We start from the raw sequence: 25,915 nt of genomic DNA on the forward strand, positions 1-25,915 counted from the left end.
GACGAGGCACAGCTTACGTACCCGTGGCGCGGCGCGCTCAGAGGCCGCGCCCTCGTCGCCGCATCGATTGTCAGTGCCCGGGGGGAGGAATGAGGAGTGGTCAGGAAACCGGTGATCCACGTTTCGCGGCCCGTGCGAGATCTCAAAGAACCGTCGCAGAAAGGGGATTGGATCAATGTAGGGCGATCGTGCGGAAATGGTCGTGGACGCGGGTGACACGACCAGGACGTACGGAGTGGTGGGCTCCAGGGCAGGCCGCCGAGCGGGGAAAGCGGTCCGCCGGGGTGTGGTGGAAGTGAGTGAAGTCACCCTCCCGCATGGCCTCGAAGGCATGGGTGGTACCCCATTGGATCAGTTGTCCGTACCGCCCGCTTCATGGTGACCAGGATGCTCGCCCCGGTCGAACAGCCGGCCCCTGGGAGGACGCCTCCGAGCGTCCTTCGACGGGTGGCCTCGACGCGGAGGCCGATCCCGTTCGGCGGGCGGGCGGGCGGGCGGGTCGGCGGCGGGATCGCCGTCGAGGTGACCGAGGCGATCGCCCGGACATTCCGGACCCGATCGCGGTGGACGGCGCGGGCCTTATCCATCGCAGCCGGCTTCCCGCCGGCGACGGCCACGTGAGGCGGACGCTTGGAGCATGTCCGCATCACGTCACAACTTCATCATCGCCGCAGGCCCCTCACCCCACGTGCCGCACCATGTTCCCAATCGTGTCGTACCAGGGGGGAACCATGCGCCTACGCACCACCACCGCGGCCATCGTCGCCGTACTCGCCGTCACCCTCGTCGGATGCAGCAGCGACGAGGGCGGCGAGACCGAGGCCGACGCCACCAGAAGCACGGTGGCCGAGCCGTCGAGCGCCTCGGACGACAGCGCCTCGGACGACAGCGCCTCGGACGACAGCGCCTCGGACGACAGCGGCTCCGCCGAAAGCGCGGGCATCCCGCCCGAGCCCACCGGTGCCGAGCGTGACGCCGTCCTCGCTGCCATCCGTGACGTCAACGGCAATCTCACCCACGACGAGGACAAGGCCGTCGACGCGGCCCGAAACCAGTGCTCGTCCCTCGACGGCGGCGGGAGCGACCCCGACCACAGTGCCGCGCAGCGGTTCTCCTACGACGGCGTCACACTGACCGATGACGACGGACGTCACATCAACATCGGTCTGCGCAAGACACTCTGCCCCCAGTCCTGATCAGGCACCGACTCCGCTCCGGCCGTGACCGAACGCGGCCGGAGCCCACCGCGCCGGCGGCACGGCCACCGGGAGCGCCTGACCGACCAGCTGCGCGACTACCGGCCGACGCGCGTCTCCAGCCTCGGGCCACTCCCACGTCCGTGGACCGCCCGCAGCCCCTGCCGATGCTTCGGCGCCTCGCCGGCCAAGGCCGGCGGCGGGTCCTCCGCCGTCTCCCGTACCGGTCACCGATTACCCCGGTTACCAGGGAGATCTACGTCCACCCCTAGGTGCTGGGTGCCGTAACCGCCACCACTTCTCCACCCTGGGGAGTACACCGGAGGCGGTCGGCTCATCCTCCGGGAGGCCAGCGATTCGGTACGCGGGCATGACGCCGAGTGGCCCCCGTCTCCATAATCTTGGACTCAAGCGGCGGGCGTGGAACTCGTCCCCCGAGGCCAGACGCCCGCCGCTCCGGAACAGGTCAGGAGAGGAACCATGGCGGACACTGCCGCGCGGACCATCATCCGCGCGCAAGGGCGCAAGGCGTACGCCTCGTTCGGCGCACGCCCGTCCGGCACGCGCCACCCGCTGGTGGCGACAGCCATGGTGCTTCCTCTGGCGGCCCTGCTGGTCGTCGTGTTCGGCGGCTGGGACGCAGTGGTCACACAGGCGTCGTCCGTGGGCGTGATGCTGGGGCGCTGAGCGGCGCCCCGGGTCCGGAAGAGCGGTCCGGACCGGGGCATCCGGCCAACAGCCCCGTGGGGACGGGGGTGCGGCGGACGGCAGCGTTTGTCCGGCCAGCTGGGGAGCTGGCCGGACATCGCGCTGTCCGGCCCCTTTTCACCGCGGCCGCGTACGATCGCCGCCGGGCCTGCCGCGCGGCCGGCCGATCACCCGCGGGAGCAGAGCCGATGACCACCACTCCTGTCGTACGCGCCCTGGGCGACCTCGCGCACGGCACCGCGCACCCCGGAACCACCGCGTGCGGCTGCGCCCCGCCCCAGGTGCTCGCCGACCGGCCCGACGGCACAGTGGTCCGCAGCGGTCCGGTCGTCGCCAAGGCGCACGCCGCCGACTCCGACACCCCCGCCCTCATGGCCCGGCTGTCCCTGGCCGCCTCGCCCCCGCTCGCGGGAATCCTGCTGCCGCCGCTCCCCACCCCGGACGTGCCGCCCGCCGGCACCGGGGGCCGCACCGTGAGCCTCTGGCCGTACGGACGGCCCGTCGACCCCTCGGACCCCGACGCCGCCCCCTGGGAGGAGGCCGCCGTCCTTCTGGCCCGCCTGCACCGCACCCCGCCGCCCCGTGCGCTCCCGCCGATGCGCGGGCCGGTCAAGGCCGCCCGGGCCGTTTCGCGGATGTGCCGGGCCGCCCCCGGGGGGCCGGCCTCGGCAGCGGTGCTGGCCGCCTGGCGGGGGCTGCCGGGCTGGGCCCGCGCCGAGAACCCGGTACCCGCTGACCGCGACGGCCACCTCTGCCACGGCGATCTGCACCTCGGCCAGCTCGTCCGGCATCCCGCACCCGAGGGCCCCTGGCTGCTGATCGACATGGACGACGCGGGCCTCGGCGATCCCGCCTGGGACCTGGCACGGCCCGCCGCCTGGTACGCGGCAGGGCTGCTGCCGCCCGGCATCTGGCTGCGCTTCCTCGACGCCTACCGGGCGGCCGGCGGCCCGGCCGTGCGCGCCGACGGGGACCCGTGGCCCGAGCTCGACGTCGTGGCGCGGGCGCTCACGGTGCAGACGGCCGCGCTCGCCCTGGCCAAGTCCGCGGCGGAGGAGCGCAGTCCGGATGAGGTGGAACAGTTGATGATCGATGCATGTGTCCGCATTGCCTCCCTCCCGCCCGAGTTGGCGTCCGAATACGCGTCGTAGGGTGAAGCGACCGCCGCCGGGCATGCATCCGGCGACGCCGACACGACATGAGGAGACCGTCCGATGATCCAGTGTCCCAAGTGCCATGCCCAGATGAACACGTACAACCGCAACGGCGTCCAGATCGAGCAGTGCAGCGGCTGCCGCGGGATATTCCTCGACTACGGCGAGCTGGAGTCCCTGACCCGCCTGGAGTCGCAGTGGGCGCAGCAGGCCCCGCCCGCGCCGCCCGCCCCGCAGCAGCCCTACCCCGCCCAGCAGGCCTACCCCGCCGCGCCGGCCCCCGCCTGGGGAGCGCCGCACCAGGGCGGTCACTACGGCGGTCACCACCGCCAGAAGAGCTTCGGCCGGATGCTGTTCAGCTCCTGATCCCGTGTCCTGAACGGTGGTGCCCGCAGGGCGGGTCCGGGCTCCGCGCCCGGACCCGCATTGCATACGGTCGACGGACTTCCGTTCATGATCTAGTCATCGCCGACGCCGGTGCCTAGAGTGCGGGTGCATGAACTTCCTCGACAGGTCCCGAACTGTCGCGCCCCCGGGGTGGAGCCGTTGGCTCGTGCCGCCCGCCGCGCTCGCCGTGCACCTCTCCATCGGACAGGCCTACGCCTGGAGCGTGTTCAAGCCCCCGCTCGAATCCGCTCTCGACCTCTCGGGTACCGCCAGTGCTCTTCCGTTCCAGCTGGGCATCGTCATGCTCGGCCTCTCCGCCGCGTTCGGCGGAACCCTCGTCGAACGCAACGGCCCACGCTGGGCGATGTTCGTCTCGCTCGTCTGCTTCTCCTCCGGTTTCCTCGTCGCCTCGCTCGGCGCCGCGACCGGCCAGTACTGGCTGGTCGTCCTCGGCTACGGCTTCATCGGCGGCATAGGACTCGGCATCGGCTACATCTCGCCCGTCTCCACGCTCATCAAGTGGTTCCCCGACCGTCCCGGCATGGCGACCGGCATCGCCATCATGGGATTCGGCGGCGGCGCCCTCATCGCCTCGCCCTGGTCCACCGGGATGCTGGAGAGCTTCGGCACCGACCGCTCCGGGATCGCCACGGCCTTCCTCGTCCACGGGGTCGTCTACGCGGCCTTCATGGCGCTCGGCGTCCTCCTCGTGAGGGTGCCGCCGGACGGCTGGCTCCCCGACGGCTGGGAACCGAAGCAGGAGACCCGCAGGCTCGTCACGAACGCCCAGGTCTCGGCCCGCAACGCCCTGCGCACCCCGCAGTTCTGGTGCCTGTGGGTGGTGCTCTGCATGAACGTCACCGCGGGCATCGGCATCCTGGAGAAGGCCGTGCCGATGATCCAGGACTTCTTCACGGACACCTCCACCCCGGTCTCGGTCTCCGCGGCGGCGGGCTTCGTCGCCCTGCTCTCCCTGGCCAACATGGGCGGCCGCCTCCTGTGGTCCTCCACCTCGGACCTGATCGGCCGCAAGAACATGTACCGGGTCTACCTCGGCGTCGGCGCGCTCATGTACGTGGTCATCGCCCAGCTGGGCAACGACTCCAAGCCGCTCTTCATCTGCTGCGCGCTCGTGATCCTCTCCTTCTACGGCGGAGGCTTCGCGACCGCTCCCGCCTACCTGCGGGACCTCTTCGGGACGTACCAGGTGGGAGCCATCCACGGACGGCTGCTGACCGCGTGGTCCACGGCCGGGGTGCTCGGACCGCTCATCGTCAACCGGGTCGCGGACGCGGGGGAGCGGGCGGGACACAGTGGCCCCAGCCTCTACACGACCTCCCTCACGATCATGATCGGGCTGCTGGTCGTCGGCTTCGTCGCCAACGAATGCATCCGCCCGGTCCACGCACGCTTCCACGAGGCACCGGAAGGGAGCCCCCGTGTCCACCAGCAGTCGTAAGCCACTCATGGTGTTCGTCTGGCTCTGGGTCGCCGTCCCGTTCGCCTACGGACTGTACGAGCTCGCCCGTAAGGCCACCCAGCTCTTCACCGGCTGAGATCCGCCCAGCACGAAAGAACCCCCGGTCGTCGAAACGACCGGGGGTTCTTGACGGTGCGCGATACTGGGATTGAACCAGTGACCTCTTCCGTGTCAGGGAAGCGCTCTCCCGCTGAGCTAATCGCGCAGGGTGACCCTGCGTGTACTACGTGCGCGATACTGGGATTGAACCAGTGACCTCTTCCGTGTCAGGGAAGCGCTCTCCCGCTGAGCTAATCGCGCGGGGATCCTTGCGGACCGGTGGACGATACTGGGATTGAACCAGTGACCCCTTCCGTGTCAGGGAAGTGCTCTCCCGCTGAGCTAATCGTCCTTGGAGGTGGAGACGGGATTTGAACCCGTGTAGACGGCTTTGCAGGCCGTTGCCTCGCCTCTCGGCCACTCCACCAGGGATGGGGGTTCGGGAAGATCCCCCACCTTCTGCGAGCGGACGACCAGGTTCGAACTGGCGACCTCAACCTTGGCAAGGTTGCGCTCTACCAACTGAGCTACGTCCGCTTGTCTTTCCCGGTCCGCTTGCGCGTCCCGGCGACGTGTTGAACTCTAGCGGATTCCCGGGCCAGTACAAAAACGCGTTTGCGCAGCGTGCTGCGGCAGCGCCGCCCGCCGCAGGTCACCGGGTGCCGTCCTAGACTCGGTCACGTGCACGACCTCACCCCTCTCGCCCGCTTCGGCGGCCTCGTCGCCACCGGTCTGCGGGACGTCACCAGCGATCCGGCCGCCCTCGAATCATCCGGCTTCTGGGCGGTGTCCGCCGACTTCGAGGGGCGTCTCGTCTGTGCCCGCTTCGACACCGTGCGCCCCGAGGAGGTGCCCCTCCCTGTACCCGGCGCCTGGCGCGGGCCCCAGCCCGAGGACTGGACGTCCTCGCTCGACAAGGCCGCCTACACGGCGGGCGTGCGACGGATCCGTGAACACATCGCGGCCGGCGATGTCTACCAGGCCAACCTCTGCCGCGTCCTGTCCGCGCCGCTGCCGGGCCCGCGGGCAGACGTGGACGCCCTCACCGCCCTGCTGGCCCGCGGCAACCCGGCCCCCTACGCGGGCACGATCCGGCTCCCGGAGCACGGCGTGGAGATCGCGACCGCTTCCCCCGAGCTCTTCCTCGCGCGCGACGGCCGGACCGTCGAATCCGGACCGATCAAGGGGACCGGGCGCACCGAGGACGATCTGCTGGAGAAGGACCACGCGGAGAACGTGATGATCGTGGATCTGGTCCGCAACGACATCGGCAAGGTCTGCGTGCCCGGCAGCGTGAGTGTCCCCGACCTGTGCGCCGTGGAGAAGCACCCCGGACTCGTCCACCTCGTCTCCACCGTGCGCGGGCGGCTCGCCGACGGCGTCGGGTGGCCCGAGCTGCTCACCGCCGCGTTCCCGCCCGGCTCCGTGACCGGCGCACCCAAGTCCAGCGCGCTCGGGATCATCGACGCGCTGGAGACGGCCCCGCGCGGGCCCTACTGCGGAGCGGTCGGCTGGGTGGACGCCGACCGGGGCGCCGCGGAGCTGGCCGTCGGCATACGGACCTTCTGGATCGACCGCACGGGGTCCGCCCCCCTCCTCCGCTTCGGCACGGGGGCGGGCATCACCTGGGGCTCGGATCCGGAGCGTGAGTGGGCGGAGACCGAGCTCAAGGCATCGAGGCTGCTCGCTGTAGCGTCGGGCGACCACCAGGAAACAGGAAGGACCGCGTCATGAGGATCTGGGTCAACGGCGGGCTGCGGGACGCCGATGACGCCCGGCTGTCGGTGCTCGACCACGGGCTGACCGTGGGCGACGGCGTCTTCGAGACGGTCCGGGTCGCCGAGGGCCGGGCCTTCGCCCTCACCCGTCACCTGGAGCGGCTGACACGCTCGGCGAGGGGGTTGGGCCTGGCCGACCCCGACCACGACGCCGTCCGCCGTGCGGTGGCGGCCGTCGTCGAGGCGAACCCCGTGGAGCTCGGACGGCTGCGGATCACTTACACCGGCGGTCTCTCACCCCTCGGCTCCGACCGTGGCGACGCCGGGCCCAGCCTGGTCGTCGCCCTGGGCGGGACGGCCCGCCGGCCCGACAGCACCGCCGTCGTCACGGTCCCCTGGACCCGCAACGAGCGTGGCGCGGTGACGGGCCTCAAGACCACCTCGTACGCGGAGAACGTCGTCGCCCTCGCGCGCGCCCACGAGCAGGACGCCTCCGAGGCGATCTTCCCCAACACGGTCGGACAGCTCTGCGAGGGAACCGGCTCCAACGTCTTCGTCGTCCTCGACGGCCGCATCCACACCCCTCCGATCGCCTCCGGGTGCCTCGCCGGAATCACCCGCGCGCTGACGGTGGAATGGACGGGCGCCCAGGAGACCGAGCTTCCGCTCGACGTGCTCGAACGGGCCGACGAGATCTTCCTGACCTCCACGCTCCGCGACATCCAGGCCGTCCACCGGATCGACGCCCGGGAGCTGCCCGGCGCTCCCGGGCCCGTGACGGCGAAGGCCATGCGGGTCTTCGAGGAGCGCGCGGCGGGCGATCTCGACCCGTGAGCGAGGCCCGGTCCGGAGCGCCGGAATCCGTAAAGAGGGTGACGGCCCGCCGTCCAGCGGATAGAACACCCTGATGACGACGACCATCCGGCCGGCCGAGCCGGTCCAGCAAGGCGCCGACGGCGCGCGGGCACGCACGTACGACGTGTGCGACAACGGGCGGCGCGTGGGAGCCGTCGGTATCTCCACCGACCCGGCGTTCGGCCCGTCGGCGGGCATACTCCGGTCGCTCGGCATCGAGGAGGCGCACCGCCGCCGCGGGCGCGGGACCATCGCCGCCCTCGCTGCCGAGGAGGTGCTCCGCGGCTGGGGGTGCACCCAGGTCCGTCTGGTGGCTCCTGCGGACAACTCCGCGGCCCAGGCCCTGGCGGCCGTGCTGGGCTACACCGAGCGCAGCCGGAACATGCTGAAGACCCTGCGGCGCACCGCCCCCGCGCTGCCCCCCGGGGTCACCGGGCGCCGGATGACGGAGCGGGAGTTCGACGAGTGGGCGGCGGTCAGCGTCGGGACGTACGCGCAGAGCTGGATGGAGCGCGGTGTGCCGGAGGAGCAGGCCCGGCGCAAGTCCGAGACCGACCACGCCGCGAACCTGCCGGACGGGCCGGCCACCCCCGGTATGTACTTCCACGTCCTCGTCCACGACGGCGCCGTCGTCGGCCACGTCTGGGTTGCGCGACGTGAGGAGCCGGAAGGCCATGACCTCGGCTACGTGTTCGACGTCGAGGTGCGGGAGGGACACCGGGGACGCGGATACGGGCGGGCCCTGATGCACCTCGCCGAGGATGTCACGCTCGACGCGGGCCTCGGACTGCTCGGCCTGCACGTCTTCGCCTCCAACACCCCGGCGCTGCGCCTGTACGAGTCGCTCGGCTACGAGGTGACGCAGTACAACCTGGCCAAGGCGCTGTAGCGGAGCAGGGGCGCGGGTCAGCCCTGGCCGGCGAGCAGCCGGTCGGCGATCTCCTCGATGCGCCCCCGCAGCCCTTCCTGGCTCTTCCCGCCGTCCAGCCGCTCGTCCCCGATCACATAGGTGGGGGTACCGGTGACGCCGATCGCCTTGCCCTCGGCCTGGTCCGCGTCCACGATCAGCAGGTGCCGGCCGTCGATGAGCGCGGTGTCGAACTCCTCGGTGTCCAGACCCAGTTCGCCCGCCACCTCGATCAGCAGGGGCTCGCCCGAGCGGGCCAGATCGGCGGTCCGGGCCAGTACGGCCTCGATGTACGGCCATCCCTTGCCCTGGACGATCGCCTCCTCGGCGGCCTGCGCCGCCGCGTAGGCGTGCTTGTGCTTCTCCAGCGGGAAGTGGCGCAGCCGGACCTCCAGCCGGTCGCCGTAGCGGGCGCGCAGCGCGTGGACGTCGGAGAGGGCCAGGTGGCAGTCGGGACACTCGAGCTCGCACCAGACGTCGAGGACGACCGGCGCTGCGGAGGAGGAATCGCTCATGCGGCCAGTCTTCCAGGCCGGACCTGCGCCTCCCAATCGGGACCTGGGGAGGAGCGCGGCCCTGAAAAGTCCCTGATGTGGCCCGGCACCGTGGCTCCCGAGGCGGTGACCGGTGCAGGATGGAAGGGACGTATCCCGATCCACGGAGGTTCCGATGCTTGCCGAGACCATCTGTTCCGCGGTGTCGGCGGCCGGTCTCGGCATCGCCGCGATCACCGCGTACCGGAAGCGGTTCCTGACGGCGACACGTGTCCTCGCCTATTCGCTGGTGCCTGTCGGTCTGGTGATGACGGGTGTCGTCCAGTGGGCGTCGGACATCGCGTTCAAGCCGAGCGTCTGGATCGGCTTCGGCCTGCTGGCCGCGGCCTGGCTGCTCTTCATGACGACGCGAGCCGTGGAGCGGCGCAGCGGTTCGACCCGCAAGGAGCGCAGGGCCGCGAAGGCCGCCGGGAGCCGGGGCGCGGTGGCGCCGGCCTCCGCGTCGCCCCCGCTGACCTCCGGAGCCGGAGCGGCTGCCCCGCAGGGGCAGCCGAAGAAGAAGCAGGGAGCCGCGCCCGGCGACGACTTCAGCGACATCGAGGCCATCCTGAAGAAGCACGGGATCTGACGGAGGGCTCGGGGTCACGCTGCCGCGTCGTCGGGTGAGGAGGACCGGGGTGGCCATTGGGTGGTGAATCGATTCATCCACGTATGAGCCACTCGGGTCTTCGTCGAGGTCCCACGGCTCGGTATATTCGGGTTGCATCGCGCCGATCTTGACGGTATCCCGAAGATCCGGTTAGCGTGCGAACGGATTGAAACAATTCAATCCGACGGGGCGCGGTCCGGGCGGAAACGTGTACGGACCACGTCGGGCGTCCGTGGGCGGACCAGCGGCCAGGCGCGCGACTGCGACAGACATCAGTGGGGCAGGGCAAGTGGGTCGTGTGGCAGGGATCAAGGACGTGGCCCGGCAGGCCGGAGTCTCGGTGGGCACGGTCTCCAATGTGATCAACCGCCCCGAGGCGGTGCTTCCCGACACCCGGGCCCGTGTACTGGCGGCGATCGAGGACCTGGGGTACGTACGCAGCGAATCCGCCCGCCAGCTCAGGGCGGGGCGCAGCCGCATCATGGCACTGCTCGTGCTGGACATGGGCAACCCGTTCTTCGTCGACATCGCCCGCGGCGCCGAGCGCGCGGCCCGGGACGCCGGTCTCGGCGTGATGGTCTGCAACAGCGGCCAGAGCCCGGAGGAGGAGGCCGAGTACCTCGGGCTCTTCGCCGAGCAACGGGTCTGCGGGGTGCTGGTCACCCCGGCCGACGCCGACGGCGGCAACCTCGAGGCATTCGCCCGCCACCGGATCCCGTACGTGCTGGTCGACCGGGTGGCGGCGTCCACCGACAGCTGCGCCGTCTCCGTGGACGACGTGCGGGGCGGCACGCTCGCCGTCGGGCATCTCGTCCAGGCGGGCCACCGCTCGGTCGCCTACGTGAGCGGGCCCGGCGACCTGCATCAGATCAGGGACCGCCGCGAGGGTGCCCTGGCGGCCCTCGCCGAGGCGGGGCTCGGCCCCGAGGCGCTCGTCGAGATCCCCTCCGACCGTCTGGACGTGGCTGCGGGCCGCGATGCCGGGGCCAGGCTGCTCGGCCTCGTCCCCCGGCCGACCGCGGTGTTCTGCGCCAACGACCTGCTGGCCCTCGGCGTCCTGCAGTCGCTGTACGCGGCGGGTGTGCGGGTGCCGCAGGACGTCGCCATCGTCGGCTACGACGACATCGAGTTCGCCGCGGCCGCCGCCGTACCCCTCACCTCGGTCCGGCAGCCCGCCGTGGTGATGGGCAGGATGGCGGCCGAGCTCCTCCTGGAGGAGGCGGACGACGAGAACGGCAGCCACCGGCACCGGAGCGTGGTCCTCCAGCCGGAGCTCGTCGTACGCGCCTCCAGCGCCGCCCCGCGATGACTTCGCGGGCCCGGCGTCACGGGCCTGGAATCTCCGGTCCGACGTCGGCCGCCTGAGCTCTCCGGTCCGACATCGCCGGCCTGTACATCGCAGGTCCGACCGGCTCGCTCCGGCCGACGGGAGGCGTGCGGAGCGAACGCGTGCGGGGGCTTCGGACGGGGGAGCGAATCCTTGCGACCCGGAGCGGGTGAACTACCCCTGCCAAGGGCTTCGTTGATCGCCAACAGGGGCAACTCTGCGTCATGATCGCTACGAGATGGTGGACACCTCCCGGGGCGACGCCCCCGCATCCCCTGCCGAAGAGCCGCGTGGCTGCCTCTTCGCGCTTTCCCAGCCGCCGCTGATGATCTTCCTGACGGTGGTCGGCGGCCTGCTGCTGATGGCCGCCCTGCACGATCTCTTCCTCCTGTGAGCGGCCGGCCTCCCGCGGGCGGCCGCCGGGCCCGGACGCCCGCCGCCCCGCAGGGCCGGCCCCCTCCCGACGGTGGACAGCGGTCACGGGGTCCGAGGCCGGTCAGCCTGCCGCTTCCCGGCGCCTGGCACGGTAGGCGGCGACGTGGAGCCGGTTGCCGCAGGTGCGGCTGGAGCAGTAGCGGCGGGAGCGGTTGCGCGACAGGTCGACGAAGGCGTCCCGGCAGTCCGGGGCCTCGCATCGCCGCAGCCGGTCCTGCTCTCCCGCCACGACGATGAAGGCCAGGGCCATCCCGCAGTCGGCCGCGAGATGGTCCGCGACGGAGGCGTCCGGCGCGAAGTAGTGGATGTGCCAGTCATAGCCATCGTGGTCCGTGAGCTGCGGCGTGGTGCCGGCCTCGGCCACCAGGGCGTTGACCAGGTCGGCGGCGGTGCGGGCGTCGGACGCCGCGAATATCTCGGCGAACCGGCTCCGGACGTCCAGCACGGCTTGCAGGTCCTTGTCGCCGAGGGCCCCCACACCGCTGATGTGGTGGCGTTCCGCGAAGGCATACAGCGCGGTCAGTTCCGCGAGCCCGTCGCCCGAACCCTCCTCGGGTGCGGTGTTCACCAGATCGACCACCACGTCGAGGGCGATGCGGGTGTCGTGAGGGATCAGCACGTTTCGCTCCCTGGCCTCCGGCGGACGGGCGTCCGCCGATGCCGGCTGACTCTACTGGCTCGGCGGAGGCGCGCAGGGCCCGGTGCGGGCCCCGTGGGGGAGGGGAGTCCATTTCCCGGCGGGCCCGCACCGCCGGAGCCTGGGGAGGCTCCTGGTGGCTCTGGAGGGCCTTCGGGAGGGAGACGCGGGGTGCGGGAGGTGGATGATGCGGATGTGGCGACGGCGCTCGCCGCCCGGCGTCGTCAGCCGCTGCCCGGACCCCGCAGCGTCCCGCGCTGTCCGGGCCCCGCGTCCCGTCTGCGCGTCCAGGCCCCACCGCCCGCCGTGCGCACACACCCGCGCCGCCGCCGCGGTGGGTTCCGCGGCGACGGCGCCGGTGTGTGCCCTATGAGGTTGTCCGCGTGACGCCGTCTCCCCGAGTCGGACGGCGTCGCGCAGCTCTCGGCCTGGCTCAGCTCTCGGCCAGGATGTGTGAGAGCTCCGTATCGAGGTCGAAGTGACGATGCTCGGTGCCGGGCGGTACCGCGGCGTCGGTCCTCTTCAGGAACGACTCCAGGGCCCTTGCCGGGGCTTCCAGCAGGGCTTCGCCCTCCGGGGAGCTCAGTGCGATGCAGACGACGCCTTGGCCGTGACTTCGAGATGGCCAGACGCGGACGTCTCCGGTGCCGGTGGGCCGGTGCAGCCCCTCGGCAAGGAGGTCACGGGCGAAAACCCATTCGACCGTCTCCTCCGCTCCGGTGTGGAAGGTGGCGTGCACGGCATAGGGATCGGCCGTGTCATACCGCAGGCCCGCGGGTACAGGCAGTGAGGACTCGCTCGACACAACGAGGCGCAGGTGCAGCTCGCAGCTGACCGTGGTGTTCATAAGCGCCAGGGCCTTTCGCTCAGTGTGCGCTCGGGGATTCGCACGTCGGCGAAATCGACATGCCACCTACGGTGGCGTTGTAAACCCCTCTGACCTATTTGTGATGCTTCAGGTCCCTCGTCCAGCGGTGTGTAACTTTGAGTCATGCGTCCATTCCGGTGACGATCGCCGTTCCGGTAGGTTGGGCTTCATGAACGCGGAGAGTGACGAGCGGGAAGAGGTCGCCGCGACGGCGGCCCCTGGGTCCGCTGCGGGGGACGAGAACACGGCGGAGCGTGAGCTGGGCTCGCGGGCGCCCGGGTTCATCAAGGGATCGAGGGTTCTCCACCTGAGCTGGCAGGTCGGGATCTTCGTCGTCGGCCTCGCCGTGGTCGGGGCGGGCATCGTGATGCTGCCGCTGCCCGGCCCGGGATGGCTGGTGATCTTCGGCGGCATGGCGATCTGGGCGACGGAGTTCGTCTGGGCGCAGCTCGTGCTGCGCTGGACCCGGCGCAAGGTCACCGAGGCGGCACAGCGTGCCCTCGATCCCAAGGTCAGGCGCCGCAACATCATCCTCACCGCGGTGGGTCTCGTGATCATCGCGGTGCTGGTCGGGATCTACGTCTGGAAGTTCGGCATCGTGATGCCGTGGAAGATCGACCAGTGACCCGGAGGTGGTCCGGCGGCACCCCTGACATGGGGTAATGTTTGCGATGCGCCGGGGCGATTAGCTCAGTGGGAGAGCGCTTCGTTCACACCGAAGAGGTCACTGGTTCGAACCCAGTATCGCCCACCCCGGCCCGAGGGCCCGGAAGCTTCCGAGAAGCTTCCGGGCCCTCGGCGTTTCCGTGATGCGCCCCGTGCCGCGATTTCCGCCGTCCGTTCGGCCCGTCGTCACGCCATCGAAATTTCGTCCTAACCGTTGACGCGCCCCCTGCTGCTCCTTACTTTTGCCCAGCAAGCGCTTTCTAAAACGATTCAATGCGAACGGTGGGGGCGAGCTATGTCTCGTAACAACGGCATGGACAGGCGACAGCTGCTGAAGCTGGCCGGCCTCTCGGCGGCCGGTCTCGGGCTGACCGCAGCCGGTTGCGGCTCCGGCAGCGGCGGTTCCGGCGGTCCGGTCACCATCAGGCACTCGTGGTGGGGAGCGGACGACCGCGCCAAGAAGATCCAGCAGTGCGTCGGCCTCTTCGAGAAGAAGCACCCGAAGATCAAGGTCAAGACGGACTTCCAGCAGTACCCGGACTTCTGGAAGAAGTTCAACACGCAGGCGGCCGGCGGCAACCCCCCGGACGTCATCCAGAACGCCGTCACCTTCCTGCGCAAGTACGAGGCGAAGAACGTCCTCCTCGATCTCAGCCCCCAGGTGGAGAAGGGCAACCTCGACCTCGGCGGCTTCCGCTCCGGGCTGGAGAAGTTCGCCGAGATCGACGGCAAGCTCCTCGGTGTTCCGGTCGGCAGCAACTCGATGGCCCTGGTCATCGACGAGAAGGTGTACGAGAAGGCCGGGATCACGCCTGAGATCGGCTGGACCTGGGACGACTGGTACGCCGGGCTCCAGAAGATCAAGAACGGCCAGAAGATCGCCGGCGACGCCGGACCGCACGGCGTGATGTACCTGTACGACCTGATCCTGCGCCAGAACGGCAAGGCCTTCTTCACCGAGGACGGCATGGGCTTCGGCGAGGCCGAACTGCTGCCGTACTGGACCGAGGCCCTCGAGCGGGTCGAGGCGGGGCTCTACGCCGACCCCAACAAGGTCGAGCAGATCAAGCCCGCCTCGGCGACCGCCAAGGGTCTCTCCGCCGGCGAGTTCACCTGGGACAACTTCTCCGTCCGCTACAGCGCGGAGGGCAAGAGCAGTTACGGCCTCGCGCCCATCCCGAGCACCGACGGCAAGAAGACCGGCCAGTACCTCGGGTCACTGATGCTGAGCGGCACGGCGCGCACCAAGCACCCCGCCGAGGTGGCCACCTTCATCAGCTTCATGACCCACGACCCAGAGGTCGCGCGGATCATGGGATACGACCGCGGCGTGCCCGCCACCACCGCGCAGTTCGAGGCGTTCCAGCCCGCCGACGCCCCCAGCAAGGCCATCGCCGCGTACGAGACATCGATCGCCGACGCGGGCGTTCTCGAGCCCATCACCCCGCACCCGGCGGGCGCGGACGTCATCGAGGCGGCCTTCCTCCGCATCGGCGCCGACCTGGCGCTGGGCAAGACCTCGCCCAAGGACTCCGTGAAGCAGTTCTTCTCCGAGGCGAAGACCGCCCTCGCCGCGAACTGAGAGGGACTGCGGTGACTCACATCCAGATCTCCCCGGGCGCCGTCGCCCCCGGGGACGACCGCTCCGTCCCCGGGCGGAGCGGTTCGCAGGACGGCCCCCCTGCTAACGCAGCGAAGCGGCCCGGCCGCGGCGAGAACCTGGCCGGCTATCTGTTCATGTCGCCCTGGATCGCGGGCTTCCTGTTCCTGATCGCCGGACCCATGGTGTTCTCGCTGTACCTGTCGTTCACCGAGTACAACCTGTTCGAGGCGCCACGCTGGATCGGCCTGCAGAACTTCTCCGACATGTTCGCCGATCCACGCTGGCGCCAGTCGGTGGAGGTCACCTCCTGGTACGTGCTGATCGGCACCCCGGTCAAGCTGGCCGCCGCGCTCGCCGTCGCCATGCTGCTGGCGCAGAAGCGGTGGGGCCAGTCCTTCTACCGGGCGGCCTTCTACGCCCCGTCACTGATCGGTGCGAGCGTCTCGGCGGCCATCGTCTGGCGCGCGCTGTTCTCGGACGACGCGATCGTCGACCGCACCCAGAAGGTGCTCGGCTTCGAGGTCGGCGGCTGGATCGGCGATCCCGAGATGATCATCTACGCTCTGATCGCCCTCACCGTCTGGCAGTTCGGCGCGCCGATGGTCATCTTCCTGGCCGGCCTCAAACAGGTCCCGCAGGAGCTGTACGAGGCGGCCGAGATGGACGGCGCCGGCCGCTGGCGGAAGTTCTTCCACATCACCCTCCCGATGATCTCCCCGGTCCTCTTCTTCAACGTCCTGCTGGAGACCATCCACTCGTTCCAGATCTTCGGCTCGGCCTACATCGTCAGCAACGGCAGCTGCGGACCGGCCGACGCGACGCTCGTCTACACCTGTTACCTGTACGAACAAGGCTTCGTGAACAGCCGCATGGGATTCGCCTCGGCCATGGGATGGCTGCTGCTGGTCGCCGTGGGCCTGGTCACCGCCGTGCTGTTCTGGTCCCAGAAGCGCTGGGTGCACTACGAGGAGGGCGGCCGATGAGTCTCCGCTACGCAGCCGTAAGGCGCCGGGGACCCGGCGCTCTCGCCTGGCACCTCGGTGCGCTCGTCGTCCTCGCCGTGGTCCTCTACCCGGTGGTGTGGACGATCGGTGCCTCGTTCAAGCCCAGCGCGGACATCATCGGCGCCCTGGACCTGTTCCCGGCCGACCCGATCGGTGACAACTACACCCGGCTCACCGAGGGCATCGCCGACATCCCGATCTCGACGTTCTTCCTGAACTCGGCCTACATAGCCGTCGGTTCCGTCGTGGGCGTCGTGCTGTCCTGCTCGCTGACCGCCTACGCCTTCGCGAAGGTGCGCTTCGCCGGCCGCAACATCATGTTCGCCGTCATGATCGGCACCCTCCTGCTGCCGTACCACGTACTGATCATCCCGCAGTACGTGCTGTTCCAGAAGCTGGAGCTGATCAACACCTTCACCCCGCTGCTGATCGGCAAGTACCTGGCCACCGACGCCTTCTTCGTCTTCCTGATGGTGCAGTTCATGCGCGGACTGCCCAAGGAGCTCGACGAGGCCGCCCGGCTGGACGGCTGCGGGCACCTGAGGACCTACTGGTCCATCGTCATGCCGCTCTGCCGCCCGGCGCTCGTCACCAGCGCGATCTTCACGTTCATCAACGCCTGGAACGACTTCATGGGCCCCCTGCTGTACCTGAACGAGCCGGACAAGTACACCGTCTCCATGGGGCTGAAGATGTTCATCGACCAGGACGCGGTGGCGGACTACGGCGGCATGATCGCCATGTCGTTGGTGGCCCTTCTTCCGGTGCTGGCCTTCTTCGTCGCCTTCCAGCGGTACCTGATCGACGGCATGGCCACCTCGGGCCTGAAGGGCTGACGCGCTGTGGCGACGAAGACCCGCACCGCGGAACGGCGTTCGCGCTTCATGGACCGCTTCGCCCTGTTCTCCGAATGCCTGCTCACCGGCGTCTGGATCGCCTTCGCCGCCCTGCCCCTGGTCACCTTCCCCGCGGCCTTCGCCGCGGGGACCCGGCACCTGCGCCGCCACCTCGCCGGTGAGCACGGAGGCCTGCGCGAGTTCGCCGGGGACGCCCGGGCCGCCGCCCGCGGCGGATGGATCGTCGGCGCGTCCGTATGGGCCGCCGCGGCTCTGCTCGCGCTCGATCTGGCGGCCGTCCGGGCCGGGCTGCCCGGCGGGCCGTTCGTGGGTGCCGTCGGCATCCTGGCCATGATCGGGTACCTCGTGGCCGTGATCCGCGCGGCCTCGTGCTGGGAGCCTGGAGCCCTCTGGCGCCCCCTCCTCGCCGAGGCCGGGCGGAACACGGTCCGCGACCCGGCCGGCTCCCTCCTGCTCGTCTGCGGGATGGCCGTCGTCGTGCTCTCCGGCTCGCTGGTGCTGCCGCTTGCCGTTCCCGTCGTCGGGGCAGTCGCCGCCGCGGCCACGGCGGTGCGGGCACGCGGGCTCTCCCGCTGACCGCGCCGATCCCTCGGTCCCACCCGTCTCCGGTACGTCGTCCCGTCCCTGTTCGATTCCTGTCCCGAATCCCGCACGGAGAGAGGCACAACCATGTCCAGGATGCCCCGCAGAACGCTCCTGAAGGCCGCGGCAGCGGCCGGCGCGGCCGCGCAGATCGGCTGGACCCTCGGCGCCGCTCCCGCGTCGGCGGCGGCCCGGAGCGCGGAGCGGACCGACGAGCCCGTCGCCCTGACCTGGCTGGAGTCCGGCGGCCTCGGCGCCGCTCCCGGCTCCACCCTCGGCGTGCCCTGGCCCAGGGGCCGGTACACCGAGGACCAGACGTTCGCCCTGACCACGGAGGACGGGAAGGACGTCCCCGTCCAGACCTGGCCGATCGGCTACTGGCCCGACGGCTCGCTCAAGTGGACCGCTCACGCGGTGGGCCCGGAAGCCACCGCCAAGAAGTTCTCGCTCACCGCCGGCGACCCCGCCGCGCCGTCGAAGAGGGTCACAGCGGTCCGCAGGGGCGGCACCATCACCGTCTCGACCGGGGTGATCACCGCCGAGCTCGGCACGAACGGGTCCGCCCTCGTCAGGACCGTCACCCGCGGCTCCACCGTGATCGCCCGCGACGGCCGGCTCGTCCTCGTGCGCCAGGGCGAGATCGAGGACGGCGACCAGGGCAGTGAGAAGTACGAACGCTTCGAGAGCGTCGTGGAGAAGGCAGTTGTCGAACAGGACGGGCCCGTCCGGGCCGTCGTCCGTATCGACGGCAGGCACCGCAGAGGCTCACGGTCCTGGATGCCGTTCTCCGTACGCCTCTACTTCTACGCCGGCGCCGACTCCTTCCGGATGGTGCACACCATCACCTACGACGGCACCCTCGAGCCCGGCAAGGCGAGCGGCGACTTCGTGCGGGGCCTCGGGGTCCGCTTCACCGTGCCCATGCGCGACGAGGCCTACGACCGCCACATCCGCATCGGCGGCGACGGCACAGGTCTGCTGCGCGAGGCCGTGAAGGGCGTCACCGGGCTGCGCCGCGACCCCGGGGCGGCCGTGCGCGAGGCGCAGTTCGCCGGCCGGAAGCTCCCCGACCCCGCCACCTGGGACCAGCGGGTCACCACCCGGCTCCAGTACATCCCCGAATGGGGCGACTACACGCTCTCCCAGCTGTCCGCCGACGGCTTCGGGCTGCGCAAGCGCACGAAGAAGGGGCACGGCTGGATCGGCGCGGGCGGTGGCAGGAGGGCATCCGGGTTCGGGTACGTCGGAGGGCCGAGCGGGGGATTCTCCTTCGGGCTCCGCGACTTCTGGGAGAAGCACCCCGCCCAGCTCGACATCCGTGACGCGCACACCGACGAGGCCGAGGTCACCCTCTGGCTCTGGTCGCCCGAGGCCCAGCCCATGGACCTGCGCTTCTACCACGACGGCATGGGACAGGAGACCTACCCCGAACAGCTCGAAGGTCTCAACATCACGTACGAGGACTACGAACCGGGCTTCGGTACCCCGTACGGCATCGCGAGGACCAGCGAACTGCTCTTCTGGGCCAACGAATCGACCCCCGCGCCCGAGACACTCGCCCAGCAGGTCGACGCCGTACGCACTCCTCCCCAGCTCGCCGCCCCGCCGAAGCAGCTCGTCAAGGCGAAGGTCTTCGGCGGCCTGTTCGCCGAGCCCGACCGTTCCACCGCCGCGAAGTCGAAGATCGAGGACCACCTGGACTTCCTCTTCACGTACTGCAAGGACCAGGTGGAGATGCGCCGTTGGTACGGCTTCTGGGACTACGGCGACATCATGCACACCTACGATCCGACCCGTCACCAGTGGTGCTACGACGTCGGCGGCTACGCCTGGGACAACTCCGAACTCTCGCCCGACCTCTGGCTCTGGTACGCCTACATGCGCTCCGGACGCGCCGACATCTACCGCTTCGCCGAGGCCATGACCCGGCACACCGGTGAGGTCGACGTCTACCACCTGGGCAAATGGGCCGGACTCGGCACCCGTCACGGTGTCCAGCACTACGCCGACAGCGCCAAGCAGCAGCGCATCGCCAACACCACCTACCGGCGCATGTTCTACTTCCTCACCGCCGACGAACGCGTCGGTGACCTCATGCACGCCAACGTCGACTCCGACGAGACCTTCCTGGCCCTCGACCCGATCCGCAAGATCCGTACCGAGCCCTACACCCCGGACCGCCACGCGCTGTCCATCGGCTTCGGTACGGACTGGAGCGGCCTCGTCTCCGCCTGGCTCACCGAGTGGGAACGGCGCGGACCCAAGTGGGAGAAGGCCAGGAGCCGCGTCCTGTCGACCATGGAGACCATCGCCGCGCAGCCCAACGGCTTCGTGCAGGGCGTCGGTCTCTACGACCTCGACACCGGGAGGTTCGCGATCGCCGAGAAACCGGAGGTGGGCGTCTCGCACCTGTCGGCCATGTTCGGCCTGGTCGAGCTGAACGCCGAACTCATCGACATGATCGACATGCCGGCGTTCGAGGCCGCCTGGATCGACTACTGCCGCTACTTCAACGCCACCAAGGCCGAGCAGGCCGCCCGCTACGGCAGCAACTTCGGCACCCTCCTGCTGTTCCAGGGCCACTCGCGCCAGGACGCCTACGCCGCCGTACGGACCGGTGACGTCACCCTGGCCACCCGGGCGTGGAAGCAGTTCTACAGCAGCGCCGACACCTGGGACTACAAGGAGAGCACCGACTGGAGCACCAGGAAGGTCGACGGGCCCACCGGGCCCGTACCGGGCAGTGAGGCGGCCTGGGTCAGCACCAACACCACCGCCCTGTACGGCCTGGCGGCCATCCAGAACCTCGCGCTCGTCGGCGACAAGATGCCGTAGCGCCTGGTTCTAACGCATCCGGCCGAAGCTCTCCCGCACCCGGCGCGCGTCGCGCAGCCGCTGCTCGTAGGTCGCACCGACCGCGAGCAGCAGCAGCCCGGCGAGCGCCGGGGGCGCCCAGCGCGGGAGCGCGTCGAAGACCTGCACCACATGGGGGGCCAGCTCGTGCAGGCCGTCCAGCGCCAGGACCGAACCGCCCAGGACCAGGGGTGCCTGGAGCCGCAGCCGGGCACCGGCCAGGGTGACGGCCAGCGCCGCGACCCCCAGCAGCAGGGGGCGCAGCCAGTGCGGGTCACCCCAGGCCACGAGGAGGCTCGGCGCCATCGTCATGGCCAGGGCCGGGCCGTAGGCCACCCATGAGGACGTGGCGGGATTCCGGCGCTGCCGCACATGCCCCACCGCGAACGCGGCCACCGACACCGGCAGCGTGTACGCCTCGGGGTCCGTCACCCCCGAGGCCGCGAGCCGTACCCACGCCGCGGCCACGAACAGCCCGGCCGCGAGGCCCCCTGCCACGCTCCTGCGCTCCGGCCGCAGAGCCGTGGCCGACGCCAGCACCCCGCACAATCCCAGCACCAGCGCCAGGAACGGCGCGTCCGTCACCGAGAGGCCCACCGCGAACACCGCGGCGAAAGCCCCCACGAGTTCCACCGGGAGCGCTACCGCGGGCTCCCGCAGCCGCGCCCCGAAGAGCACCGTCGCCGCCGTCACCAGCAGTACCAGTGGGGCCGTGTGCGGGGCGCTCCACCCCAGCGACGCCCCCACCGCGCAGGTGACGGCGACCGCGCACAGCACCGCGGCGCAGGCGAGCACCGAACGCACCACGGGCACCCGGGCGGTGGCCGCCGCCGCGGCGAACAGCAGGGCCAGCATCATGGACACGGCGTGCGTCGCCGGCTCGGCGGCCAGCCCCAGCAGTCCTACGCCCAGGGCCCCGACCAGCGCGCACACCACGGAGGTCACCGCGAGCGCGTCGGCCGCGCGACGCACGGAGAGCGCCGTCAGCGCCGCCACCAGCAGAAGTTCCACGCCCACGGCGACCGCGTAGGGCGCATCCGCCACCGCGAGCAGCGCGAGCACCGCACCCCAGCCGAGAACCGCCGTACCGGCCGCCGCCGCGATACGCCATCCCTTCTCGGGGAGGGCCCGCGGCCACCTGAAGTGGAGCGCCGCCGTCAGTCCGGCGGCCACCATCAGCACCACCGGGGCGGAGGCCGACCCCGACCACGGCACCGCCGGCCCCACCGCGTCCCGGAGACCGCCCGGTGCTCCGGACCACACACCCGCCGGAACGGACGCCGGCCCCAGCAGCGCGGCGGCGACCACGGGCGCAGCCCACAGCACCGCGCCCGCCACGACCGAGGCCGACGCGCCCAGGACCCCCCGCACGACAGGCCGGGGGACCCGGAACCGCACCACGGCCGACAGGGCGGCACCGCACAGCAGATACACCAGGACCGCCCAGTGCCACGGCAGCTCCGCACCCGGCACGCCGCCCACCGCGGCCACTGCCGCCAGGCCCCCCACGACACCCCCGAGGACGGCCGTCGGCCCTGGCGCGCGCCAGGTACCGGCCACCGCCACCACCGCTCCGGCCAGCAGCAGCGCGCCCGGGCCCACAGCCCCGTCCACACCGTCCGCCGACACGGACAGCACCAGCGCCAGAGCCAGTGAGACCAGCCCCGTCAGCACCGCCCCCGTGTACGCCGTGACCCGGACGGCGGGCCCCCGGCCCCACGAGGCCACCACGACATCCGCCGCCGCCGTCACCAGGAGCGCCCAGGCGAAACCGGTCGCCGGAGCCTCCACGGCCCAGGCGGTGAACACCAGCGGGAACTGCCCCGCCACCACGGCCGCGGGCAAGGGCGACCGCAGCCGGCCGAGCAGCAGTCCGTACAGGGTCCACACCGCCACCAGGACCGCCGACGCGACCGCCGAGAACGCGAGGCCGTCCGTCCCCGGCGCCGCGACCGCGTGCAGCGCGATCGCGTCCAGCACCGTCAGCACCAAGGCCAGGACGGCCACCGCCTCCGCCGTCGAGGGCAGCCCGCGGCCCAGCAGCAGCGCGGGCGCCACCAGCGCACCCGCCGTCACCACCGCCAGCACCGCCGAACGGCCGGCGATGCCCATCTCGCCCCAGCTGAAGAGCGTGAAGGCGATCGCGGCGACCGCGAGCAGCAGACCGCCGAGCACCAGCAGTACGTTCTGCGCGCCGCGCGCGGGTGCGTGCACGGGTGCCGGTGCCGCCTGGGCGTAGGGCCGGGGGAACGGTGCCCGAGGAGGCGGCGGAGGGGCGGCCGGTGCGCGCAGGACACCGAGGAGCCAGGCGCGACGGCTCAGCAACTGGAGCCGGCGGGCGTCCAGCCGGGCCAGTTCATGATCGAGGAGGGCCAATTCCTCGGCGGGCGGCGGCACATGTCTCATGTACGGGAGTGTGGCGGCGGACACACCCGGCGGCATGGGCTCGCCTACTCAGTTCCGCACCTGAGTAGGAGTTTGAACCCAGGGCTCCGATCCCTGTATGGTTCAACCCGTTCCCGGGCGATTAGCTCAGTGGGAGAGCGCTTCGTTCACACCGAAGAGGTCACTGGTTCGAACCCAGTATCGCCCACCCGGGAAAAGCCGGTCCGTCAGCAGCATCGACGGACCGGCTTTCGCGTACCCGCCAGGGATCAGGCGGCCGCGGGCAGCTCCGGGCGCAGCGGCCACGCCGGATCCACCGCCTCCGGCGCACCGTTCTTCTCGAACCACGCCTGCAGCCCGCGGGCCTGGGCCGCGTGCCACACCGCCTGCAGCGAGTGGACCTCCGCCGGTGACAGCCGCTCCAGCCGGGCCGAGAACCGCCGCCCCACCGCCCGCACCAGTTCGAGGGAGGCCGCGGCGTCGGCCGCCGCGTCGTGCGCGCCGTCCAGGGTGACCCCGTACAGCTCGCACAGGTCCGTCAGGGTGCGGCGGCCCTTGCGGTAGCGGTCCAGGTGCTTGTCCAGCACCCGCGGATCCAGCACGCAGAGCGGCTTCTTCCCCAGGTAGCCGGCCAGTGACGAGGCCCGGTGACGCCTCAGCTCCCGGTCCAGCAGCGTCAGGTCGAACGGCGCGTTCATCACGACCAGCGGCCGCCCCGTCGCGCACTGCTCCGCCAGCGACCTGGCTATCTCCTCGACGACCGGTGCGGGCCACCGGCCGTTGCGCTGCAGATGGTCGTCCGTCAGACCGTGGATCTCGGTGGCGCCGGGCGGCACCGGAATCCCCGGATTGACCAGCCAGCGGGTGACGCGGAGCCGTCCGCCCGCCGCGTCCTGGACGACGAGGGCGGCCGAAACGATCCGGTCCTCCTCGACGTCCACGCCTGTCGTCTCGGTGTCAAAAGCCGCCAGCGGCCCCTCGAACCAATGCGTCATCCCCGAACTCCTCGCGCCGGCACAGCAGATGGCGGGATTCCTCTGCCCGGTTCGGTGATACCCGCACCCTATGCCTGATACGCCGTTTACGGCCGGGCTCCTGCGGTGACAACACAAGGGACGGGCAAGGAAGTTGACCAGCCCGCCAGTGGAGACCGGGCAACCGGTCGGCACAGCCCGGAAGGCACGGAGCCATGGCGCTCGCGCAGCCGAACCCAGGGAGTCCCGCCCGCACCGAGGACCACGGGGGAAAGCCGCCGCAGCAGCGGAACACACCACCGATGCGCGGCACACTCGCCACCACCGCCTGCATGGAGACCCTCCAGGTGGGCTACCTCCACGCCGTCGCCGCCGCGGCGGGCTGCTCGCTCTCGCAGCCCTTCCCCGACAACGGCATCGACTGGCACGTCAGCCACGGAGCCCCCGGCCACACCGTCGACGACGAGGTGACCATCAAGGTGCAGCTCAAATGCACCTACCAGATCGCCCCGAACCCACCCGGCGCCACGTTCTCCTTCACCCTCGACAACGCCCATCTGGTGAAGCTCGCGAGAACCCCCGTGTCGGTGCACAAGATCCTGGTCGTGATGCTCGTGCCCCGCAGTCAGGACGACTGGCTGCGGGCCGGACACGACGGGCTGGACCTGCGGTACTGCTGTTACTGGACGAATCTGGCCGGCCACCCGGTGACGGGCCGGCACCGGACCACCGTGCGGATCCCGACCTCGCGGATCTTCGACGACCGCGCACTCTGCGAGATCATGGCCCGGGTCGGGGCGGGAGGGAGACCCTGATGCACCGGTCGATGGACGAGCCCGCCGGAGGGACGGCCCCCGCGGGCAGCCGCGCGCATCCGTACGCCGACGGCCCGGACCCCGGACCGGGCCCAGACCCCGCACGCGTCGACCCGCGCGTCCTCGGCGTCCTGCTGCGCCGCCACGGCTGGCAGCGGCGCGGAGGCGCGCAGGGCCGCTACAGCCGCTGGGTCCCGCCGGGCGCGGCCGCCACGGGGACCAGTCTCCTCGTGCCGGACACGGCGGTCCTCCCCGACAGCGAGGACCTGCTCGCGGAGGCCCTCGCCGCGCTCACCCGCAGCGCCGCCCCCTCCGCGCGCGACATCCTGGTCGCCCTCACCGTGCCCAGCGACGAGATCCGCTGGTGGCGCGACGTCCCGGAGGGGACCGCGGGAGCCGCCGACTGGGCCGGCGCCGACCAGCTGCGCGCAGCGGCCCGCCAGGTGCTCCTCGCCGGTTCGCTCGCCGTCCGTGGCCGGGCCGGGTACCACGGCGCCCGGCACCGCAGGAAGGCCCGGAGCGCACTGGACGGGACCCTCGTGGGGTCCACCGACGACGGCCGCGGCCTCACCGCGTTCGTCCCCGTCACCGCGGGACGCCCCGTCGCCGTACAGCTCTACGCGGCGTTGCACGCGGCCCGGGAAGCCGTCGACTACCAGCGGGCCACCGGCGGGACGGAGGCGTTCGACACCGCTGTCGCCGCGGGGGTGAGCCGGGAGCTGACCGAGGCTGTGGTCGCCCTCGTCCGGGGAGCGGAGGGCATCAGGATCACCCTGGCCTGGGCGCCCGCCGCCGGGACCCCGGAGGGCTGCCCGGCCGGCCCCGAGCCCGTCGAGTTCTCGCCCGGTGACCTGCCCGCCCTCAGGCTGGCGGGAGCGCGCTACCTGCGGGACGAACCGCCGGTCGCCGTGCGTATCACGGGCGCCGTCGTACGGCTGCGCCGCTCGGGGCCCCGCGGCCCCGGCGTCGTACGGCTGCGGGTGCTGGCCGGGGCGGAGGTCGCGCACGTACGGATCGAGCTCGACGAGGAGGCCTACCGGATCGCCGGCCACGCCCATCTGGTCGGGCTGCCGCTGCGGGTGGAGGGCAGGCTGGAGAACCGCGGCGGATTCCGCAGGCTGAGCGGCGCCTCGCAGGTGACACCGGTCCAGGTGGACGAGGCGGAACGGGACCGGCTGATGAAGTCGCTCCAGGAGAACGTCGACCACTTCGAGGAGGCCTGCACGGGGGAGGAGGGGTAGCCGCGGTATCCCTTTCGCGTCGAGGCCCCCCGGCTCGGTACGATTCCTCTTGCGCGCGCAGGAGGAATGCGACGCACCCCC

At 71.2% G+C, this 25,915-nt stretch carries 25 protein-coding genes, 7 tRNA genes and 1 pseudogene; 23 read left to right on the forward strand and 10 right to left on the reverse strand.

What is annotated here, in order from left to right; all coding sequences use genetic code 11:
- Nucleotides 1-196: 196 nt before the first annotated feature.
- The 7 genes and pseudogenes from P8A20_RS30795 to P8A20_RS38940 all read left to right on the forward strand — a co-directional run.
- Nucleotides 197-440: pseudogene (locus tag P8A20_RS30795) on the forward strand (DUF8836 family protein); the annotation flags it as partial.
- 291 nt (nucleotides 441-731) lie between these two features.
- Nucleotides 732-1,196 carry a hypothetical protein gene (locus tag P8A20_RS30800; protein ID WP_306105240.1) on the forward strand — a complete coding sequence of 155 codons (465 nt, stop codon included), beginning with the start codon at nucleotides 732-734 and terminating at the stop codon, nucleotides 1,194-1,196.
- Nucleotides 1,197-1,676: 480 nt separating this feature from the next.
- Nucleotides 1,677-1,883, forward strand: coding sequence for a hypothetical protein (locus tag P8A20_RS30805; protein WP_306104660.1), 207 nt, complete (start codon nucleotides 1,677-1,679; stop codon nucleotides 1,881-1,883).
- A 209-nt stretch (nucleotides 1,884-2,092) separates the two neighbouring features.
- On the forward strand, nucleotides 2,093-3,055 hold the full coding sequence (locus tag P8A20_RS30810) for a phosphotransferase family protein (RefSeq protein ID WP_306104661.1): 963 nt from the start codon (nucleotides 2,093-2,095) through the stop codon (nucleotides 3,053-3,055).
- A gap of 63 nt (nucleotides 3,056-3,118) precedes the next feature.
- Nucleotides 3,119-3,424, forward strand: a complete 306-nt coding sequence (locus P8A20_RS30815; RefSeq protein ID WP_306104662.1) for a TFIIB-type zinc ribbon-containing protein — start codon at nucleotides 3,119-3,121, stop codon at nucleotides 3,422-3,424.
- Nucleotides 3,425-3,554: 130 nt separating this feature from the next.
- Nucleotides 3,555-4,904 carry an L-lactate MFS transporter gene (locus tag P8A20_RS30820; RefSeq protein ID WP_147962298.1) on the forward strand — a complete coding sequence of 450 codons (1,350 nt, stop codon included), beginning with the start codon at nucleotides 3,555-3,557 and terminating at the stop codon, nucleotides 4,902-4,904.
- Nucleotides 4,905-4,911: 7 nt separating this feature from the next.
- Nucleotides 4,912-5,001, forward strand: a complete 90-nt coding sequence (locus P8A20_RS38940) for an MFS transporter small subunit (RefSeq protein WP_413251899.1) — start codon at nucleotides 4,912-4,914, stop codon at nucleotides 4,999-5,001.
- Between the two features lie 57 nt (nucleotides 5,002-5,058).
- Here P8A20_RS38940 and P8A20_RS30825 read toward each other — a convergent pair.
- The 5 genes from P8A20_RS30825 to P8A20_RS30845 all read right to left on the reverse strand — a co-directional run bounded on the left by P8A20_RS30825 (nucleotide 5,059) and on the right by P8A20_RS30845 (nucleotide 5,501).
- Nucleotides 5,059-5,130: transfer RNA gene (locus P8A20_RS30825), tRNA-Val, on the reverse strand.
- Between the two features lie 23 nt (nucleotides 5,131-5,153).
- Nucleotides 5,154-5,225 (reverse strand) — tRNA-Val (locus tag P8A20_RS30830).
- A 19-nt stretch (nucleotides 5,226-5,244) separates the two neighbouring features.
- A tRNA-Val gene (locus P8A20_RS30835) sits at nucleotides 5,245-5,316 on the reverse strand.
- 1 nt (nucleotide 5,317) lies between these two features.
- A tRNA-Cys gene (locus P8A20_RS30840) sits at nucleotides 5,318-5,391 on the reverse strand.
- 37 nt (nucleotides 5,392-5,428) lie between these two features.
- A tRNA-Gly gene (locus tag P8A20_RS30845) sits at nucleotides 5,429-5,501 on the reverse strand.
- A 144-nt stretch (nucleotides 5,502-5,645) separates the two neighbouring features.
- On the opposite strand from P8A20_RS30845, the gene P8A20_RS30850 reads away from it, so the two are divergent.
- The 3 genes from P8A20_RS30850 (at nucleotide 5,646) to P8A20_RS30860 (ending at nucleotide 8,426) form a co-directional block, all read left to right on the forward strand.
- Nucleotides 5,646-6,698 (forward strand): chorismate-binding protein, encoded by a 1,053-nt coding sequence (locus P8A20_RS30850; RefSeq protein ID WP_306104663.1) that lies wholly within the window; start codon nucleotides 5,646-5,648, stop codon nucleotides 6,696-6,698.
- On the forward strand, nucleotides 6,695-7,516 hold the full coding sequence (locus tag P8A20_RS30855) for an aminotransferase class IV (protein WP_147962300.1): 822 nt from the start codon (nucleotides 6,695-6,697) through the stop codon (nucleotides 7,514-7,516). The genes P8A20_RS30850 and P8A20_RS30855 overlap by 4 nt, the downstream gene beginning before the upstream one ends.
- Before the next feature lie 73 nt (nucleotides 7,517-7,589).
- On the forward strand, nucleotides 7,590-8,426 hold the full coding sequence (locus P8A20_RS30860) for a GNAT family N-acetyltransferase (RefSeq protein WP_147962301.1): 837 nt from the start codon (nucleotides 7,590-7,592) through the stop codon (nucleotides 8,424-8,426).
- A 17-nt stretch (nucleotides 8,427-8,443) separates the two neighbouring features.
- On the opposite strand, the gene P8A20_RS30865 is transcribed toward P8A20_RS30860, so the two are convergent.
- Complete coding sequence (locus P8A20_RS30865; protein ID WP_306104664.1) at nucleotides 8,444-8,959, reverse strand: DsbA family protein; 516 nt, start codon at nucleotides 8,957-8,959, stop codon at nucleotides 8,444-8,446.
- 154 nt (nucleotides 8,960-9,113) lie between these two features.
- Here P8A20_RS30865 and P8A20_RS30870 point away from each other — a divergent pair, with 154 nt between their 5' ends.
- The 3 genes from P8A20_RS30870 (at nucleotide 9,114) to P8A20_RS30880 (ending at nucleotide 11,308) form a co-directional block, all read left to right on the forward strand.
- Nucleotides 9,114-9,566 (forward strand): hypothetical protein, encoded by a 453-nt coding sequence (locus P8A20_RS30870; RefSeq protein WP_147962303.1) that lies wholly within the window; start codon nucleotides 9,114-9,116, stop codon nucleotides 9,564-9,566.
- Nucleotides 9,567-9,876: 310 nt separating this feature from the next.
- Nucleotides 9,877-10,896 (forward strand): LacI family DNA-binding transcriptional regulator, encoded by a 1,020-nt coding sequence (locus tag P8A20_RS30875; RefSeq protein ID WP_147962304.1) that lies wholly within the window; start codon nucleotides 9,877-9,879, stop codon nucleotides 10,894-10,896.
- 256 nt (nucleotides 10,897-11,152) lie between these two features.
- Nucleotides 11,153-11,308: a hypothetical protein gene (locus P8A20_RS30880; protein ID WP_014157302.1), complete on the forward strand. Its 156-nt coding sequence runs from the start codon at nucleotides 11,153-11,155 to the stop codon at nucleotides 11,306-11,308.
- 102 nt (nucleotides 11,309-11,410) lie between these two features.
- Here the strand turns inward: P8A20_RS30880 and P8A20_RS30885 are convergent, their stop codons facing one another.
- Both P8A20_RS30885 and P8A20_RS30890 read right to left on the reverse strand, forming a co-directional pair.
- Nucleotides 11,411-11,968: a CGNR zinc finger domain-containing protein gene (locus P8A20_RS30885; protein WP_147962305.1), complete on the reverse strand. Its 558-nt coding sequence runs from the start codon at nucleotides 11,966-11,968 to the stop codon at nucleotides 11,411-11,413.
- A gap of 451 nt (nucleotides 11,969-12,419) precedes the next feature.
- Nucleotides 12,420-12,833, reverse strand: coding sequence for an SsgA family sporulation/cell division regulator (locus tag P8A20_RS30890; protein ID WP_003959770.1), 414 nt, complete (start codon nucleotides 12,831-12,833; stop codon nucleotides 12,420-12,422).
- A gap of 190 nt (nucleotides 12,834-13,023) precedes the next feature.
- Between P8A20_RS30890 and P8A20_RS30895 the strand changes: the two genes are divergently transcribed.
- The 7 genes from P8A20_RS30895 to P8A20_RS30925 all read left to right on the forward strand — a co-directional run bounded on the left by P8A20_RS30895 (nucleotide 13,024) and on the right by P8A20_RS30925 (nucleotide 20,401).
- The gene (locus P8A20_RS30895) at nucleotides 13,024-13,479 is read left to right on the forward strand and encodes a TIGR02611 family protein (protein ID WP_147962306.1); all 456 of its coding nucleotides are present in this window, start codon (nucleotides 13,024-13,026) and stop codon (nucleotides 13,477-13,479) included.
- Between the two features lie 54 nt (nucleotides 13,480-13,533).
- Nucleotides 13,534-13,605, forward strand: a tRNA-Val gene (locus P8A20_RS30900).
- A 210-nt stretch (nucleotides 13,606-13,815) separates the two neighbouring features.
- Entirely contained in the window at nucleotides 13,816-15,102 is a 1,287-nt protein-coding gene (locus tag P8A20_RS30905; RefSeq protein ID WP_147962307.1) for an ABC transporter substrate-binding protein, read from the forward strand.
- Nucleotides 15,103-15,113: 11 nt separating this feature from the next.
- Nucleotides 15,114-16,106, forward strand: coding sequence for a carbohydrate ABC transporter permease (locus P8A20_RS30910; protein WP_147962308.1), 993 nt, complete (start codon nucleotides 15,114-15,116; stop codon nucleotides 16,104-16,106).
- Nucleotides 16,103-16,963 (forward strand): carbohydrate ABC transporter permease, encoded by an 861-nt coding sequence (locus tag P8A20_RS30915; protein ID WP_147962309.1) that lies wholly within the window; start codon nucleotides 16,103-16,105, stop codon nucleotides 16,961-16,963. Before P8A20_RS30910 ends, P8A20_RS30915 begins: the two co-directional genes overlap by 4 nt.
- A 48-nt stretch (nucleotides 16,964-17,011) precedes the next feature.
- A complete protein-coding gene (locus tag P8A20_RS30920) occupies nucleotides 17,012-17,560 on the forward strand; it encodes a hypothetical protein (RefSeq protein WP_147962766.1) in 549 nt (182 codons plus the stop codon).
- A gap of 93 nt (nucleotides 17,561-17,653) precedes the next feature.
- Complete coding sequence (locus P8A20_RS30925; protein ID WP_306104665.1) at nucleotides 17,654-20,401, forward strand: exo-rhamnogalacturonan lyase family protein; 2,748 nt, start codon at nucleotides 17,654-17,656, stop codon at nucleotides 20,399-20,401.
- Between the two features lie 9 nt (nucleotides 20,402-20,410).
- Here the strand turns inward: P8A20_RS30925 and P8A20_RS30930 are convergent, their stop codons facing one another.
- A complete protein-coding gene (locus tag P8A20_RS30930; protein ID WP_261988907.1) occupies nucleotides 20,411-22,825 on the reverse strand; it encodes an SCO7613 C-terminal domain-containing membrane protein in 2,415 nt (804 codons plus the stop codon).
- A 115-nt stretch (nucleotides 22,826-22,940) separates the two neighbouring features.
- Here P8A20_RS30930 and P8A20_RS30935 point away from each other — a divergent pair.
- A tRNA-Val gene (locus P8A20_RS30935) sits at nucleotides 22,941-23,012 on the forward strand.
- 61 nt (nucleotides 23,013-23,073) lie between these two features.
- On the opposite strand, the gene P8A20_RS30940 is transcribed toward P8A20_RS30935, so the two are convergent.
- Nucleotides 23,074-23,799, reverse strand: coding sequence for a 3'-5' exonuclease (locus P8A20_RS30940; protein WP_041667632.1), 726 nt, complete (start codon nucleotides 23,797-23,799; stop codon nucleotides 23,074-23,076).
- A 194-nt stretch (nucleotides 23,800-23,993) separates the two neighbouring features.
- Here P8A20_RS30940 and P8A20_RS30945 point away from each other — a divergent pair, with 194 nt between their 5' ends.
- Together P8A20_RS30945 and P8A20_RS30950 are read left to right on the forward strand one after the other, a co-directional pair.
- Nucleotides 23,994-24,593, forward strand: a complete 600-nt coding sequence (locus P8A20_RS30945) for a DUF4365 domain-containing protein (RefSeq protein WP_306104666.1) — start codon at nucleotides 23,994-23,996, stop codon at nucleotides 24,591-24,593.
- The gene (locus P8A20_RS30950) at nucleotides 24,593-25,834 is read left to right on the forward strand and encodes a hypothetical protein (RefSeq protein ID WP_306104667.1); all 1,242 of its coding nucleotides are present in this window, start codon (nucleotides 24,593-24,595) and stop codon (nucleotides 25,832-25,834) included. Before P8A20_RS30945 ends, P8A20_RS30950 begins: the two co-directional genes overlap by 1 nt.
- Nucleotides 25,835-25,915 lie beyond the last annotated feature (81 nt).

This window comes from Streptomyces sp. Alt3 (assembly GCF_030719215.1).
GTDB lineage: Bacteria > Actinomycetota > Actinomycetes > Streptomycetales > Streptomycetaceae > Streptomyces > Streptomyces glycanivorans.

Coding starts and splice junctions, on each gene's coding strand:
- P8A20_RS30950 (WP_306104667.1), top strand. CDS start 24,593: ATGCACCGGTCGATGGACGAGCCCGCCGGAGGGACGGCCCCCGCGGGC.
- P8A20_RS30815 (WP_306104662.1), top strand. CDS start 3,119: ATGATCCAGTGTCCCAAGTGCCATGCCCAGATGAACACGTACAACCGC.
- P8A20_RS30820 (WP_147962298.1), top strand. CDS start 3,555: ATGAACTTCCTCGACAGGTCCCGAACTGTCGCGCCCCCGGGGTGGAGC.
- P8A20_RS30945 (WP_306104666.1), top strand. CDS start 23,994: ATGGCGCTCGCGCAGCCGAACCCAGGGAGTCCCGCCCGCACCGAGGAC.
- P8A20_RS30920 (WP_147962766.1), top strand. CDS start 17,012: ATGGACCGCTTCGCCCTGTTCTCCGAATGCCTGCTCACCGGCGTCTGG.
- P8A20_RS30805 (WP_306104660.1), top strand. CDS start 1,677: ATGGCGGACACTGCCGCGCGGACCATCATCCGCGCGCAAGGGCGCAAG.
- P8A20_RS30905 (WP_147962307.1), top strand. CDS start 13,816: ATGTCTCGTAACAACGGCATGGACAGGCGACAGCTGCTGAAGCTGGCC.
- P8A20_RS30800 (WP_306105240.1), top strand. CDS start 732: ATGCGCCTACGCACCACCACCGCGGCCATCGTCGCCGTACTCGCCGTC.
- P8A20_RS30860 (WP_147962301.1), top strand. CDS start 7,590: ATGACGACGACCATCCGGCCGGCCGAGCCGGTCCAGCAAGGCGCCGAC.
- P8A20_RS30880 (WP_014157302.1), top strand. CDS start 11,153: ATGGTGGACACCTCCCGGGGCGACGCCCCCGCATCCCCTGCCGAAGAG.
- P8A20_RS30895 (WP_147962306.1), top strand. CDS start 13,024: ATGAACGCGGAGAGTGACGAGCGGGAAGAGGTCGCCGCGACGGCGGCC.
- P8A20_RS30930 (WP_261988907.1), bottom strand. CDS start 22,825: ATGAGACATGTGCCGCCGCCCGCCGAGGAATTGGCCCTCCTCGATCAT.
- P8A20_RS38940 (WP_413251899.1), top strand. CDS start 4,912: ATGGTGTTCGTCTGGCTCTGGGTCGCCGTCCCGTTCGCCTACGGACTG.
- P8A20_RS30890 (WP_003959770.1), bottom strand. CDS start 12,833: ATGAACACCACGGTCAGCTGCGAGCTGCACCTGCGCCTCGTTGTGTCG.
- P8A20_RS30940 (WP_041667632.1), bottom strand. CDS start 23,799: ATGACGCATTGGTTCGAGGGGCCGCTGGCGGCTTTTGACACCGAGACG.
- P8A20_RS30915 (WP_147962309.1), top strand. CDS start 16,103: ATGAGTCTCCGCTACGCAGCCGTAAGGCGCCGGGGACCCGGCGCTCTC.
- P8A20_RS30855 (WP_147962300.1), top strand. CDS start 6,695: ATGAGGATCTGGGTCAACGGCGGGCTGCGGGACGCCGATGACGCCCGG.
- P8A20_RS30810 (WP_306104661.1), top strand. CDS start 2,093: ATGACCACCACTCCTGTCGTACGCGCCCTGGGCGACCTCGCGCACGGC.
- P8A20_RS30925 (WP_306104665.1), top strand. CDS start 17,654: ATGTCCAGGATGCCCCGCAGAACGCTCCTGAAGGCCGCGGCAGCGGCC.
- P8A20_RS30865 (WP_306104664.1), bottom strand. CDS start 8,959: ATGAGCGATTCCTCCTCCGCAGCGCCGGTCGTCCTCGACGTCTGGTGC.
- P8A20_RS30870 (WP_147962303.1), top strand. CDS start 9,114: ATGCTTGCCGAGACCATCTGTTCCGCGGTGTCGGCGGCCGGTCTCGGC.